General features: G+C 59.3%; 12 protein-coding genes and 1 pseudogene. 3 read left to right on the top strand and 10 right to left on the bottom strand.

Annotated elements, in window-relative coordinates; translation table 11 throughout:
• Window positions 1–2: 2 nt before the first annotated feature.
• The 4 genes from AAFN84_RS14985 to AAFN84_RS14970 are packed head-to-tail and all read right to left on the bottom strand — an operon-like array spanning window position 3 to window position 3,945.
• Window positions 3–869: a DUF3883 domain-containing protein gene (locus AAFN84_RS14985; protein ID WP_347515407.1), complete on the bottom strand. Its 867-nt coding sequence runs from the start codon at window positions 867–869 to the stop codon at window positions 3–5.
• A 21-nt stretch (window positions 870–890) separates the two neighbouring features.
• Window positions 891–1,295: a hypothetical protein gene (locus AAFN84_RS14980; protein ID WP_347515406.1), complete on the bottom strand. Its 405-nt coding sequence runs from the start codon at window positions 1,293–1,295 to the stop codon at window positions 891–893.
• Complete coding sequence (locus AAFN84_RS14975; RefSeq protein WP_347515405.1) at window positions 1,295–2,374, bottom strand: restriction endonuclease subunit S; 1,080 nt, start codon at window positions 2,372–2,374, stop codon at window positions 1,295–1,297. Before AAFN84_RS14975 ends, AAFN84_RS14980 begins: the two co-directional genes overlap by 1 nt.
• The gene (locus AAFN84_RS14970) at window positions 2,371–3,945 is read right to left on the bottom strand and encodes a class I SAM-dependent DNA methyltransferase (protein ID WP_347515404.1); all 1,575 of its coding nucleotides are present in this window, start codon (window positions 3,943–3,945) and stop codon (window positions 2,371–2,373) included. Before AAFN84_RS14970 ends, AAFN84_RS14975 begins: the two co-directional genes overlap by 4 nt.
• Before the next feature lie 125 nt (window positions 3,946–4,070).
• Between AAFN84_RS14970 and AAFN84_RS14965 the strand changes: the two genes are divergently transcribed.
• Complete coding sequence (locus AAFN84_RS14965; RefSeq protein WP_347515403.1) at window positions 4,071–4,676, top strand: hypothetical protein; 606 nt, start codon at window positions 4,071–4,073, stop codon at window positions 4,674–4,676.
• 17 nt (window positions 4,677–4,693) lie between these two features.
• Here AAFN84_RS14965 and AAFN84_RS14960 read toward each other — a convergent pair whose 3' ends face one another.
• Complete coding sequence (locus AAFN84_RS14960) at window positions 4,694–5,473, bottom strand: hypothetical protein (protein ID WP_347515402.1); 780 nt, start codon at window positions 5,471–5,473, stop codon at window positions 4,694–4,696.
• Between the two features lie 335 nt (window positions 5,474–5,808).
• On the opposite strand from AAFN84_RS14960, the gene AAFN84_RS14955 reads away from it, so the two are divergent.
• Window positions 5,809–7,398 carry a hypothetical protein gene (locus AAFN84_RS14955; protein WP_347515401.1) on the top strand — a complete coding sequence of 530 codons (1,590 nt, stop codon included), beginning with the start codon at window positions 5,809–5,811 and terminating at the stop codon, window positions 7,396–7,398.
• A gap of 78 nt (window positions 7,399–7,476) precedes the next feature.
• Here the strand turns inward: AAFN84_RS14955 and AAFN84_RS14950 are convergent.
• Window positions 7,477–8,400: pseudogene (locus tag AAFN84_RS14950) on the bottom strand (IS3 family transposase).
• 473 nt (window positions 8,401–8,873) lie between these two features.
• Between AAFN84_RS14950 and AAFN84_RS14945 the strand changes: the two are divergent.
• Complete coding sequence (locus AAFN84_RS14945; protein ID WP_347515400.1) at window positions 8,874–9,983, top strand: site-specific integrase; 1,110 nt, start codon at window positions 8,874–8,876, stop codon at window positions 9,981–9,983.
• A gap of 155 nt (window positions 9,984–10,138) precedes the next feature.
• Here AAFN84_RS14945 and AAFN84_RS14940 read toward each other — a convergent pair whose 3' ends face one another.
• The 4 genes from AAFN84_RS14940 to AAFN84_RS14925 all read right to left on the bottom strand — a co-directional run bounded on the left by AAFN84_RS14940 (window position 10,139) and on the right by AAFN84_RS14925 (window position 14,726).
• Window positions 10,139–11,398: an O-antigen ligase family protein gene (locus tag AAFN84_RS14940; RefSeq protein ID WP_347515399.1), complete on the bottom strand. Its 1,260-nt coding sequence runs from the start codon at window positions 11,396–11,398 to the stop codon at window positions 10,139–10,141.
• Window positions 11,395–12,933 (bottom strand): undecaprenyl-phosphate glucose phosphotransferase, encoded by a 1,539-nt coding sequence (locus AAFN84_RS14935; RefSeq protein WP_347515398.1) that lies wholly within the window; start codon window positions 12,931–12,933, stop codon window positions 11,395–11,397. The genes AAFN84_RS14940 and AAFN84_RS14935 overlap by 4 nt, the downstream gene beginning before the upstream one ends.
• A 74-nt stretch (window positions 12,934–13,007) precedes the next feature.
• Window positions 13,008–14,144, bottom strand: a complete 1,137-nt coding sequence (locus AAFN84_RS14930; RefSeq protein ID WP_347515397.1) for a glycosyltransferase family 4 protein — start codon at window positions 14,142–14,144, stop codon at window positions 13,008–13,010.
• 18 nt (window positions 14,145–14,162) lie between these two features.
• Window positions 14,163–14,726: a polysaccharide biosynthesis/export family protein gene (locus AAFN84_RS14925; RefSeq protein WP_347515396.1), complete on the bottom strand. Its 564-nt coding sequence runs from the start codon at window positions 14,724–14,726 to the stop codon at window positions 14,163–14,165.
• Between the last annotated feature and the right edge of the window lie 2 nt (window positions 14,727–14,728).

The raw sequence follows: 14,728 nt of genomic DNA, 5'->3' as shown, positions 1-14,728 counted from the left end.
CCCTAAAAATGAGCTCTCCAGGTCGCTGCCTTGAGCAGCACCGCTTGATCCAGCGGTGGCGTAAGCTCGAAAGCCCGTGGCTCGCGCGCGAAATCGAAGAGCCTAACCAGTCGAAATGCGTCCGGTCGCTCCTGCGAGAATGCGCGTTCATTCTCCGACAGCAGGAATGGGGTCTGCTTGTGACCGGTGGTTGTCTTCACCTCGATCAGCCGCTCTCGCCCGGTCGGATCGAACGAGCGGATGTCGTAGCCGGCGCCGTCGCCATCCTCCGCCGAGACCCAGCGCACTTTTCGGGCGAGGTCGTTGCGGCCCTGGGCGCGCAGGCCGGATTGCTCGGCGAAGAAGACGCGCTCCTCGCCTCGGTTGCCGAGCTGGCGGTTGCGGGCGTCGCGCAGGGCTGGATCGAACTTCCGGACTATCCGCTCCAGCGCGCGCGGCACATCCTCGAAGGCTCTCACGGGGGGCTCCTCGAAGAAGATTGCGGCCAACTCGTGCATGCCGGGAGCAGGGGCAGCAGGCGACGGGTTCTCGAACAGCACCGGGTGCCGCGCCAGATGACGCTCGACGCCGTCGACCAGCGCGTGCTGGAAGTTGTGGCGGGGCACGTAACCTGGCAGCCAGTTCATTCCCAATTGGTAGAGCACGGCACTGATGTTGTGGTGCTTAAACTCGATTGAGCCGCGGCTGCGGCCGGTGAGCGCCTGGAGTGCGGCGTTGCGCTGCGACTTGACGAATGGACGCCCTGCGAGGGTGAGCGCCAGCATGTCAAAATAGTCGGCGACGATCAGGTCGATCTCGCGCTCGGTCCAGTCGGTTCCGGCAAGCGCGTCAGGCATGGTCAGAGCTGGCCCGATAAGGCGCGGTGCCATGAAGCACAAACCGCGCGCAGCCTAGTCATGGACACGCTCGCGCGCGTTGATTCGCGGATGCAGTGTCTTTATGAGACCGTGTTCAACGCCCAGCAGCCAGTCAACTGGATAACCATCAATCTGGCGGACTCGCGGTTCTATAGGCAGCACCCAGAACTCGACGAGACCTGCTTCCAAACATTTGCGTAGCTCGGCGTGCTTTAGTTTACCCGACCGTTGGCGCTGACGTCGCAGATAATCTGACAATCGGCTTCGCGCGCCGCTGGCAGCCGATCCTAAATAGAGCCATTCGTCGAACTGAAGAAATGCGTCGACCGCACAGCCTTTTGGCAGAACTGCTTCAAGTTTTTCAACAAAGCTTCCTTCCTGCGCGCAGATAGCGCCGCAATGCACAAATTTGTCGAGCATTTGAACAGACGCGCCCATCAGAGTTCACCGGCGAAGGCGCGATGTTGGAGGGAGACGAAGAGGGCACTGACATCGGCCGCATGACCTCGTGTTTGCTCAATTTGAGAGGCAATACCTCTGACGGCAGCGACATATCGATCCTGTTCAACAATAGTCGGCACGATTACTTCAAAGCCTCGAATGAGTTCGCCGTTCAGGTTTGGTTGGTTGCCACCTCGACCAAGATCTCTCAGCCTACCGTATGCGCCTCGGAGTTGATGGAACAGGAAATCCGCGCGAATCTCTGGCCCCACGTTGATGGCGGCGCAGGCTTGGTTGATCGTAGCTTCGATGCCGAGGATTGCAGCCCGCCCTCTCGTGGCACCCTGGCCATACATCGCGATCAAAATCGTGCCTATTGGATACCGCTTGAGTCGCGCCGAACGAGCTCCTTTCTCCGTAACGGTCTCATCGCTACGCTCGACAATCCCTCCGTTCACCTCCCCGGTCTTAATCCACGGAATGTTGCCGCCATAGTTATCGGGGTCATCTCTTTTCGGAGTTGAGCCGCTGCTTATCGTGCAAAGCTCGCCAATGGGCACCTTGCGGTTCTCTTCACCTGCGAAGTGGTCAACAAAGATCGACTGCGTGAGGCAGTCGAGCAGGTCGATGGCACGCTGGCGCTTGCGGCGCAGCGTTTCCGCCTTGTCCAGGATCGCCGCGATACGCCGTTGCTCGGAGAGGGGCGGCACCTTTATTGGTTGTCGATATGCGTCTTCGCGGTTCAGACCTGGGATGGCAGCCGACTTGTTTAGAGTGTTGAGCGGCAGAAATTTCAGAAGATGGAATAGCCATCGGAGATAGCAATCCGTGGCTGTTTGGTCCACAAAGTAGGTCGTATCTATTGGCCATAGCGGGCCATCGGCATAATGCACTTCTCCGTAGGAACCTTTCCGTCCGACAATGATGGCCGGCCCATCAAGCAGGCTCTCGACATGCGTGCCAACTGGTCCATTTGAACCATAGACGGTGGCGATGCCTGGTTGCCGAAGTTGCGCTGGCAGAGATTTGCCGTATCTAAACTCGCACACCCCGCCGAGAGTGGTTAGTCGATTCACAGCATTGCCTCCAGTTCCTTCAGCCCCTCGGCGATCTCCTTCTCCAGCGCCAGCAGTTCCGCGATGATCTCCTTCGGCGCCCGGTGTTCGACCGTCTCTTGGACTACCTCCTTGTAGCGTGTGATCGAGAGGTCATAGCCGGCCTCCGCGATCTCTGCCTTCGGCACACAGAAGCTCTGCGCCGTGCGCGGGCGCTCACGCTCTTTGCCCTGGCGCTCGCCCCAGCGCGCGGCGATGTCGGGCAGGTTGTTCTTCGCCAACTCCTCGTCGGTGAGCGTCAGGTTGACGAAGTGACCGGCCTCCCTGTGGCCGGGCGTCGGCCCCAGCTTTTCGGCCGCGAGCAGCGCCGTGCGCTTGTCGTCGAGCGAAAAGCCGTCGGCTCGGAGGTCGTAGAACCAGACATGGTCGGTGCCGCCGGAGTTGGTCTTGGTGAATAGCACGATCGCCGTCGAAACGCCGGCATAGGGCCGGAACACGCCGGAGGGCAATTTGACGATGCCGTCGAGCCGGTGATCCTCGACCAGCATCTTGCGGATCGCCTTGTGGGCGGTGGAGGAGCCGAACAGGACGCCGTCGGGCACGATTACCGCGGCGCGGCCGCCGGGTTTCAGGAGCTTTATTAACAGCGCCATGAACAGGAGCTCGGTTTTCTTGGTCTTGACGATCTGCAGCAGGTCTTTCGCTGTGGTGTCGTAGTCGAGCGAGCCGGCGAAGGGAGGGTTTGCCAGCACCAAAGAGTAGCGGTCGGCCTCGTCGCCATGCTCCTGGGCCAGGCTGTCGCGATAGCGTATGTCCGGTCGCTCGACCCCGTGCAGTGTCATGTTCATGGAGCCGATGCGCAGCATGGTCTGGTCGAAATCGAAGCCGTGAAACATCTCATCGTGGAAATGATCACGGCTGCCTGGATCGATGAACAGCTTCGGATGGTTGTCGTGCAGATACTCGCCGGCAGCCACCAGGAAGCCGCACGTGCCGCACGCCGGATCGCAGATCACGTCCTTGGGCGTCGGCGCCGTCATCTCGACCATCAGCGCGATGATGTGGCGCGGTGTGCGGAACTGACCGTTCTGGCCCGCCGACGCGATCTTGCCGAGCATGTATTCGTAGAGGTCACCCTTCGTATCCCGATCCTGCATCGGGATACCGTCGAGCAGGTCGACGACCTTGGTAAGCAGAGCGGGGGTGGGAATGGTGAAGCGCGCGCCCTTCATGTGAGCGGCGTGCGCGCTGCCATCCTCAGCCATGGCGCGCAGAAACGGAAAGATGTGATCGGCGACGATCTCGAACATCTCCGCCGACGGCTTGTTCTTGAGCCGCGACCAGCGCATCTCGCTATAGGCGACGCCACCATCGGCGCCGATTCCGTCTTTGCCTTCAGGAAAGATACGCCGCCGCATCGCCTGCCCGGTGCGTGTGGAGCGGTTTTCCTCGAGCAGATCGGCCTGGTCGAGTCCACGCATGAAGAGGAGATAAGTGATTTGCTCGATCACCTCGATCGGGTTCGCAATGCCGCCGGCCCAGAACGCATTCCAGACCTGGTCGACCTTCGAGCGCAGTTCACCTGTGATCATAAATTCGAACTCTTGATTCCTGAAGCGCGGCCAACCTAGGCTAAGCATGGTGGAAATCAAAAGGGGTAGGGGATGAGATCCGACATTGTGCTCGCAGCAGGGGGCGCAACCGCGCGCCTGAACCCATGAAGAAGCCGACATCCGTCGATGCGCTCACGGAGTTCGGGCGCGTTCAACTCTCAAAGTCGTTCTTCATGCGCGACTTCCTCTACTCCGATATTGCCGCAATCCACGGCCTCTCGAACATTCCTGACGACCCCGATCTCGCCATCAAGGCCGGCGCGAAGCTCTGCGAGGAACTGCTCGAGCCGCTCCAGGACGCGTTCGGCCGCATCGCCATCCGTTCTGCCTATCGCTCGAGGGAGGTCAACGGCCTCGGCAACGAGCGCCGCTACAACTGCGCCTCAAACGAGGCAAATGCCGCGCATCACATCTGGGACATGCGCGACGTCGACGGCTGCATGGGAGCGACCGCCTGCGTCGTCGTGCCGTCGTTCTGGAACAGCTTCCAAGGAAAAGGGGACTGGCAGAAACTGGCGTGGTGGATTCACGACCACTTGCCCTATTCGAGCCTCTACTTCTTCCCGCGCTACTGGGCGTTCAACGTCAACTGGCACGAGCGGCCGCGACGCCAGATCGACAGCTACGCGTGGCCTCGTCACTGCCTCACGAAGCCTGGCATGGCGAACCATGAAGGTTCGCATGAGGAATGGTGGAGCGGAATAGTGTGAGAGGTGTTCAATACGGCTCAAAAGCCCCTGGAAGTTAACGATAAGTTCTCGGTCATTCGTTCGATGATCCTTTGTCCTCCCAATGAGTTGGGGGATAGCGATGCTCCTCGCGCCTGGCCGTTTTTATAGCGCACGATGTGATCGGCATCAGCGAGGTCCCAAGCCCCAACTTGTCGGGTGATAATAATTAGGCGATCAGGCAACTGTGCTAAACCATCTGTGGCGGCGCGGGCGTGAACCGCAGAGGGGAGTTCTGCGAGAACTCGATGCATCCCGAAGCTCTTTGAGTGGTAGGGAAACAACTCAACTACTGCCAGTCGCCGGGCGAGTTCTTGTGTAGCATCTACGAAACCAATGGCTCTCTGTCGGGCTATCGCTTGGATCGTTTTCTCCAGCTTGCCCATCCACCATTTGTAGGCGCCACTCCAGCAGAACCGTGGATCGAGCGCAAAGAAGGGGTAGGCGTCCTCGTCGAGATTCTCTTGCCGTATATTTCTGACTAATCGATCACGATAATCTTGCTGTCGTTCAGCGTAGAAATCCACCGCTGCCAAGCCGGGATTGAGCATCAGGATGAAGATATCAGCCTTGCGAAGGTTTCCTGTGTAGGGTGTTGGCAGCAGACCAAGGTGAACTCCCGGTAATTGGGATGCCACCATCCATCCCTCTGGGGTTTCTGTTTCGTCCTCGTATACTTGTGGGTCGTTGAGTATCTGGTCAGCGTCTTGCGGATGAACCAGGGGATCCCCTTTGACGTCAAATTCTCCCCAATATCGTATTAAGTCTTCAACGCTCATAGTCTATCCTAAAGGCATTCCTTATACCGCGCCGTGCGGGTGACGTCGTCTAGTCTAGATACTATTTCAAAGGGCTCTCTCGCGTTCACCCTTCTACACCTGCGCCGGCTTGAACTGATGCAAGGCATCCCCTGGAAGCTGCATCACGAAGCCTGGAATTGTATTAAAGGTGATGCGCGCCTTTTCATAGTCTAGTGCTGCTCGCTTGAGCATACGCTAGGCTATTCGAGGGCTGCAAGCTGCTTCCGATTGCGGCCGCCCTAGAGAGTGTGTTCTAGTAACAGCCAGTCAAGAACGGTATTTCGATTCCGAAACAGTCGCGGGGGAATTTACTAATGGCAAAAACGCCAAACTTGCGTCTTCCACTCAAACAGTTGCGCTTTGGCAATGTCGATGCTCGATATGAGGTTAACACACGAAATCCGCTCGATGTTGAGCATTTTAGGCAGTCTTTTGTTGAGCCGGCTGGAATCAGCGTGGAGGAATTCATTAAGGGGGATAGGTTCTTTGTTCACGGAGTAAAGGGCGCAGGAAAAACTTCTATTCTACGGTATATTCAGCTAAAAACGTCCGATAGTGGTTGTATAAACAGGTTTATTTCTTTCTCGACGGAAATATCAGACATTGAGAGGGAAAAGATAAGGAGTATGTCGGGAATACACATTTTTGAGCAAAAAGATGTGGATGTCCACAACGAGAGCGCGGTCGATGTGTGGATGATATTCATTCTCAGGCAAATATCAAAAATAATTGAGGAGAATAGAATATCATTCTCAAGTCATAAAGATGTCGCGGTATTCTGCGAACTAATGAAGCGATTTTACGATGGGGAGGACAATAAAGGACTCCTCAGTTGGCTCTCGGCTGCTCTTAAGGGTGGAAAGTATAAATTTAAATCAAAATATATAGATGCAGACATTAGGGGGCCACTATCCGAGAAGGAGAGGGAATTTCCCGTAAATTATGTTGTCGAGCAGTCGATGCGGCTATTAAAAAGCCTGGGTTTTGAATCGGGTGGCGGTGTATATATATTTTTTGACGAATTAAATCTATCATTCGCGTCGAGAGTGACCCACAAGAGAGATGTAATACTTATTAGAGATCTTCTCGTCGCGATCGATAGATTAAATTCTTTTTTCATCGATGAGCATAAACCAATTTACATTGTTGCGGCGGCGCGTTCTGAGGTGCTGCATGCGCTTAACGCTCCCACGCACGAGATCAACAAGATCTTGGCTGATCGTGGGCGCGAGCTCCGCTGGTTCGCTAAAACAAGCGGTGGAGACTGGCCAATAATACGTCTTCTGGAGAAGAAAATACGCGCTTCCGAGACGATATCACGCTTTCCGGAGACCGAAAACATACTCGAAAAGTATTTTCATCGAGACTTGTTTGGTATGACTCCGAAAGATTTTATCGTGGAGACGACCTGGTGTAACCCGAGAGACCTTGTTCTATTGTTCGGGGAGGCTGCGTCGCAGTCTCATAGTAACGAAATATACTTTGGTGCACCCGTGATTGATAGAATTATTGCGAACTACAGCGCGGCGGCCTGGAGGGAGAAAGCAGAAGAGCTTTCCGTTGAATATGCTGCTCAGGAGATACAAGCTATTAAGAAGGGGCTCCTTGGCTTTGAGCGACATTTCCGAATTTCTGCATTTGAAAGAAACTGGGCAAATAAGGCGGATAGAGACCAAACAATGAAGATGATGACAACCAAGTATACATTATCAAAGATATTAGATGATTTATTTCGAGTGGGGATTGTTGGTCAATCATTCCGAGAGCCCGGGCGCGACTCGAAGTCGTTCACTCAGCACTGGTCCTATCGGGGTGATAACACTTTTGATTCATCGTCATGGATCATTGCCCATAGGGCGCTTTGGCCAGAACTGAGACTAGGGAAAATCTGGGGACCCTCGTAATTTCGGAGAGGGCGGTCAGCCATTTAGGTCCCGTTTAGGGGATTTTGTTTTGGCGCGATGGTGAGGTCGAGGTGGGTCTTAATGGCCTGCTGCCGATTTTCGCACACCAGGATAAGGTGGCAAAGCTCGCTCCTCGAACTCGACGGGGCTGAGGTAGCCCAACGTCGAGTGCCTTCGCCGAGGGGTGTAGAAGCGCTCGATGTAAATCGAACACATGCGCCCTAGCATCATCCCGCGGTCTGTAGACCTTGCGGGCTGTCCGCTGGGTCTTGAGCGACGAGAAGAAGCTCTCCGTCGCGGCATTGTCCCAGACGTTGCCCGACCGGCTCATCGAACAGGTGATGCTGTGGTGGGCCATCAGGCACTGGAACTGCTCGCTGGTGTATTGGCTGCCTTGGTCGCTGTGGTGGAGAGGCTGCCCGGCTTGCCTCGGCGCCAGATCTCCATGATGAGAGCATCCGTGACGGGCTGCGCTGTCATCTCGGCCTTCATCGCCCGTCTTCGACGACGCGCCGGGAGAACAGGACGACAGCGGCAGAGCCAACCTTCGGCGGTCCGGATGTAGGTGAAGTCGGCGATCCACTTCTGGTTCGGGGCTGATACCTCGAAGGCGCAGTCGAGGAGGTTGTCCGACACGGCTGCTCGCTCGCCTGTATCCTTCGGCAGTCCACGGCGTCGCGGCCGGGCACGCGAGCCGTTCTCCCGCATGAGCCTCTCGACACGATGAAGGCCGCAGGAGAAGCCCTCAGCCAGCACGTCGTGCCAGACGCGGCGAGCGCCATGCGGTCGCTGCTCTTGAAGCTGCGATCAATCTTCGTCACCAGCACCTGCACGACCGGGAAACGCATGCGGCGGATCGGTCGATAGCTCACGCATCCATTTGCGCAGCACATTCTCATGGAGATCGAGATCACGGGCTGCCTGCGCCACCGCAACACCCCGAGCCTTCACCAGCCTCACTGCCTCAAGCTTGAACTCGCGGCTGAACTTCCTTCGTCGCATTCCCAATCTCCAGTTCCGTCAAACACCCTAACTCGGTGTCCACGAAACCGGCAGCAGGCCACTACGGGTCCAGCGCTAAACGGCGCGCCGTCGCCCGTGAGATCGGCCGGAGGGTGGCGAAGCGGGTCGCCTCTTAGATGAGGTCGATCCAGACACGTCGCCTGTAAGACATCCCTCAGCGCTGAGCTGTGCTTCGCAGCCTGCCGACAGCTACACCGCTCGCTAAACCGACTGCGACGGTCTGCCGCAGTCGAGCCGTCTCTTCGTTGCTATAACGCAGTCATGAAGCCCACGCCTCTGATGAAACCTGCCGAAGCGGCGCGAATTCTCTCGATCTCAACCAAGCAACTTCGCTGGCTGACCGAGCAGGGGAGGCTTTGCTCCATCGACATCGGTCTGAGTGAGAAGCGCCCGACCCGACGCTACAAACAGGAAGACCTGGAGGCATTTATCGAAGAGCGAAGGATGCGCCCATGGCGGTATATCGAAAGCACGGCAAACCAGAATATTACTACGATTTCACCTTTCGAGGTCGTCGATTTTCAGGCCCCACGGGCACGAGCAACAAGCGGCAAGCGGAGCGCACCTTAGCGCAAGCTAAAGAGAAGGCTCGCGAGCAGCACAAGATCAACGCTCAATTCACTGCCCTCGGGCCCATGACGCTAGAAATCGCCGCCTCCCGGTATTGGACCGAGGTTGGCCAGCATCTGGCCAACGCCGACAATTACTACCGGTTCATCGGTTGGCTGCTGAAGCACCTCGACAAGAAGCTCCCGCTCGACCGCATCACCGACTCTATGGTCGCATCGCTCGTAACCACGCGTCGTGCCGATAATGTATCGAATGCCACTGTCAACAGGACGGTGACGGTTCCCCTCAGGGGGATTATGAGACGTGCCAAGAAGACGTGGAAAGTGCCTGTAGCCGACATCGACTGGCAAGAGCACATGCTCCGCGAGCCGCGTGAACGGATCCGTGAAGCCAGTCGCGGCGAAGAGAAGCGAATACTATCCGCCATGCGCGATGACTACGAGCCAGCGGTGCGCTTCGCACTTTTGACTGGATGCAGGCGAAAAGAGATCGTCGAACTGACGTGGCAGCGGGTCGACTTCACTGGCCGGACATTCTTCATCATCGGCAAGGGCAACAAGGGGCGTATCGTGCCGATGGACGACACCGTCTTTACGCTTCTCGAGGAGCTTGTTGCGCATCACAAGACGGCCGTGTTTACATACGTTGCCAGGCGCACGATCAAAGGTGCACGAACGAGGGGAACTCGCTATCCGATCACGATGGAAGGTTTCAAGACAGCCTGGCGCCGCTACAAGAAGCTGTCGGGTGTCGAGGACTTCCGGTTCCACGATACAAGGCATACGGCTGCGACACGGGTGCTGCGCAAGAGCAATATCAAGGTCGTCCAGCAGCTGCTCGGTCATGAGGACATCGCGACCACCGCTAAATATGCCCACGCGATGGTAGATGACGTGCGTGCTGCCATGCAGGCCGCGAACCACACAGAAAAGCACACCCGCGGCGAGGAGCCAGCAACTAAAAAGTTGAATTTTAACAGGAAATTAGCCTGAGCAACCTTGACCCCCAGTCAAGTGCGCTACCGGGCTGCGCTACGCTCCGAACCGCCGGAAGCTCTATAGGGTCGCAGGAGGGCGCGCAAGAGCAAAATCCGGGTGGCTGGAATCTGTGGGCGGCGGCGGGCGCTGACGACAGGTCGCGGCTTCGCTCAGGCGGCCTGTACGCGATACCGCGGTGGCGTTTGCAGCCGCGCCTGATGACCCGCCTCCAGTGCCATGGCGCCCCAGATAAGACCGATCAGCAGGTAGAAATGGCGCCAGTGATCCATGTCGATCACCGTGCCCAGCGCGACATGTCCAAGGAAGACGACATAGGCGCAGAGCAGGAATGGCTGCCATGGCCGGTCGCGAAACAGGATGCGCAGGCCGCCGGCGATCGTCGTGACGATGATGGTGAAGAAGGCGGCAAAGCCGAGCCAGCCATAATCCATCAGCGCCTTCAGCCAGTTGTTGTGGGTATCTTCTCCCAGATCCCGGCCGAAATTGAGCGGACCGATGCCGAGCGGGTTTTCGGTCGCCATCTGCAGGCCGATGCCGAACCGCGCGAAGCGGCCATATTCGCCGCCATCATACTCCTGCACCAGCCGGGCGCGCATCGAGAAGAATTCGCCGACACCGGGCAGTTGCAGGGCCACGAGGATCGCGATCGCCACCAGGACCACGGCAATGGCGCTCATCACCACCACCCGCAAGCGGAACCGGCCGCTCGACGACTGGACGAAAAGCGCGGCGGTCAGCGCCATCGCCGAGAAAGCGAACAGCCCCCAGGCGCCGCGCGAGAACGACAGGAAGATCGCGCTCGCCAGCACCAGCAGGACGAGCGCATGGATGGGCATGGTCGTCGCCGGTCCCGTCAGCATCCGATGCAGCGCATAGATTGCCGGCAGGGTGAGAAACGGCCCGAAGACGTTGGGATCCTGGAACGCGCCTGTGGCGCGGTCGAAGCGGGTAAAGATCTCGGCGCCGGGAAACAGGCCGAAATAGCCGGCGATGCCCAGCGCACCCGTTACCAGCGCCGATACCGTCCACGCGACGAAGATCAGTCGGTAGCGGCTGTGGTCGGCCCGGACGATCGCCGCGAAGAAGACGGCGGTGAAGGCGAGGAACAGCGACACGGCGAGATAGAGCGGCGTCTCGTAGATCTCGTCCATCTGTGCCATCGACAGCAGACCGCCGATATTGAACACCACGAAAAGGCCGAGAAGGATCGCCGCATGGCGCGAAAACCGCAGCCCGAACAGGCCCCAGATCGCGATCAGCCCGACCATGTAGAGTTCGTAGGGAGCCGGCTCGCTATGGACGAACCCGAGCAGGAAGACCCCAAGCGTCACCGCCGCCGAGGCAATAAGCGACAGCGCCTTGGCCTGCGCGACCCCGCGCGGGACCGTTTGGGTGACGACCGCGCTCAATAGGCGTTCTCGGTGTTGAGCAGCCTCACCGGGGTGAGGAACAGGATTTTCAGGTCGAACCACAGCGACCAGTTTTCGATGTAGTAGAGGTCGTATTCTGTGCGCATGCGGATCTTGTCGTCATTGTCGATCTCGCCGCGCCAGCCATTGATCTGCGCCCAGCCGGTGACGCCGGGCTTGACGCGGTGGCGGGCAAAATAACCGTCGACGATCTCGTGATAGAGGCGGTGATGGGTCTGCGCGCTGACGGCGTGTGGACGCGGTCCCACCAGCGACAGGCTGCCGCGTAGCGCGTTGAAGAACTGCGGCAGTTCGTCGATCGACGTCCGTCGTATGAAACGTCCCACGCGCGTGACGCGCGGGTCGTTCTTGGTCACCGCGTTGCGTGCGGTCGGGTCGCACATCTCGGTAAACATCGAGCGGAACTTGTAGACCTCGATCACCTCGTTGTTGAAGCCGTGCCGCTTCTGCTTGAAGAACACCGGCCCCTTGCTGTCGAGCTTGATGGCGATCGCCGTGGCGATCATGATCGGCGAGAAGGCGACCAGTCCGAGCAGGCTGAAGATGATGTCGAAGCCGCGCTTGGCGACCGAATCCCAGCCGTTGATCGGCTTGTCGAAGATGTCGAGCATCGGCACCGAGCCGATGAACGAATAGGCGCGCGGCCGGAAGCGGATCTGGTTGGAATGCGCCGACAGGCGGATGTCCACCGGCAGCACCCAGAGCTTCTTCAGCATCGAAAGCACGCGCGTCTCGGCCGTCAGCGGCAGCGACACGATCAGCATGTCGATGCGCGCGATCCGGGCGAATTCGATCAGTTCGCTGACATTGCCGAGCTTAGGATATCCGGCCACGATCGGCGGTGACCGGCGGTTGTCGCGATCGTCGAAGATGCCGCAGATGCGGATGTCGTTGTATGGCTGCTGTTCGATGGCGCGGATCAGCGTCTCGGCGGCGGTGCCGCCGCCTACGATCACCGCCCGCCGCTCCATTGCGCCGTTCCTCGACCAGCGCCGGACCAGCCGGGCCATGACCATGCGCAGCACCAGCAGCAGACCGAGCCCCGAGAAGAACCAGAGACCCAGCCAGAACCGCGAGAACTCCACCGAGATCTTGAGGAAGAAGCCGGCAAGTGCCATGAGCGCCAGCGTGCCGATCCACACCAGGATGATCGTGCCCAGCGTCGCGATCGGCTGTCGCAGTCGCGGGATCTGGTAGCAGTTCGTCACTTCCAGCAACGCCACCGCGGCGCCGGATGCGAGCACGATCATGATCGGATAGTACCAGGGCGGCCCGCCATTGACGCCGACATAGGCGGCGAACAGCGCGAGGCCGGAAAGCGTGAGCAACCCGAATTCGATCAGCCGCAACACGCCGCTGACCATTACTGGTGACATCGTGTCGCGGCGAAGCTGCGCGGCGATCGTGCGCGCGGTGGCATTCAGGTCCGCGTGGCGCGCGGCGGCATCCGTGGCGTCGTCAAACGAGCGCACCGCATCCGGCGTGAACTGGTGGGCAGGCTTCTTCTTGGGCATGGCTGGTTTCCCCGTTCCCGCCTGCCTAGCAGAAAGCCGCTAAGGAAACCTTGACGCGGGCTGCCTGCGCGCGATCACGATGCGCGTCCGAGAGCCTCGTGATAGGCGCGCTCGACGTCGCGGGCCATGACGCTGGCGCTGAAGCGTGCCCGCAATTCATCTTGTGCCGGCATGTGCGCTGCGAATGCGGCCTCGTCGCGCAGCGCTGCCGTCATCGCTGCGGCAAGGCTTTTCGCCTCCGGCTGCACCAGCGCGGGCGAGGTAGGCGAAAAGATTTCCGGGATGCCGCCGACGGCGCTGCTGATCATCGTCTTGCCGGCGGCGAGCGCCTCCAGCACGATGTACGGCATGGCTTCCGCACGCGACGGCACGACAATGATACGCGCAAGCGCAAATGCCTTGCGGGCCGGCATCGGCGGGAAGAACCGGACGTCGCCGGCAAGGCCGAGCGCCTTGGTCTGTGCCTTGTAGCGTTCGAGCCCGTCGCCGTCGCCCACCATCACCGCCTTTATCGGCCGGCCGAGATCGCGCGTCGATGCGGCGAGCGCGTCGATGAAGAGGTCAGGGCCCTTCAGGTCCCGCATCATGCCGATATAGAGGAAATCGGCTGCGTCTGCCCCCGGCGCCACCGGCACGAATTCGGCTTCGTTGACGCCGTTATAGACCAGGCTGGAGGCCGATCTCGGCTGTCCTACCTTGGCGAGATAGGTGCGGCGCTCGTGCTCGGAGACGAACAGGATCTGGTCGGTGAAGCGGCCAAGCAGCCGCTCCAGCGCGAACAGCACCTTTCCCTTTGTGCTGGCGGCGTCATAGTGCAGGACGCCGCCATGCGGGGAGTAGATGCGGGCTACGCGATACCTGGAAACCCGCAGAAGTGAGCCGAATAGTCGCGCGAGCGCGCCTCCCTTGGCGCCATGCCCGTGCAGCACGTCCGGCCGCAATGCCTTGATCAGCTCGTATGTCTGCCAGCCGGCGGCGATGTCGCCCGGTCCGATCTGGCGGTGGATGGTGATCCGCTGGACACCGAGTGCCAGCGAACCCCTGATCTCGTTGAAATAGTCGTCCTCGAGCTGCCCGCCCGTCGACGAGTCGCAGATGATGCCGACCTGGTGGCCCGCCGCCGCCTGGGCGTGGACCAGGTCACGCACATGGCGGAAGATGCCGCCCACCGGGGAGCGAAAACAATGGACGATGCGCAGGCTGCTGCTCACGAATTTCTATCTTCGTTTTCAGAAAAAGCGTTCGCGCACGTAGAGCGTATCTCCGGGCAGGAGAGGATCGGACGTGGTCACCCGCCCCGTCATCACCTCGCCGTTGATCTGACGCGTCACGTCGACATTCGCCTGGTTGGCGCGCGGTGTGTAGCCGCCTGCCGCCGCGATCGCCTTGTGCACCGTCATGCCCGGCACATAGGAATACTGCCCCGCCGCGCCGACTTCGCCCATCACGAAGATCGGGCGGTAGCGGTCGATCTCGACCGAGACGTCGGGATCGCGCAGATAGCCGTCGCGCAGCTTGTTCGCGATCTGGTCTTCGATCTGGCGCGCCGTGTAGCCGCGAGCCGCGATGGAACCGACCAGCGGGAAGGCGACGTAACCGGACTGATCCACGGAATAGGTGTTCGTCAGCGTCTCCTGCTCGAAGACGGTGACCCGGATGCTGTCGCCGGCATCCAGTATGTATGGTTCGTTGATCACCTCGTGGAACGCGGACGGAACCGGCCGGTAACTCGAACACCCGGCGATGGCCAGTGCGGTGGAGATGACGAGTATGACTCTGAACTTGCTTTTCATGA

The sequence above is a fragment of the Mesorhizobium sp. CAU 1741 genome (assembly GCF_039839275.1).
Lineage (GTDB): Bacteria > Pseudomonadota > Alphaproteobacteria > Rhizobiales > Rhizobiaceae > Aerobium.
Note: the sequence above shows the minus strand (reverse complement) of the source record. Positions and strands in the feature narration are given on the sequence as shown.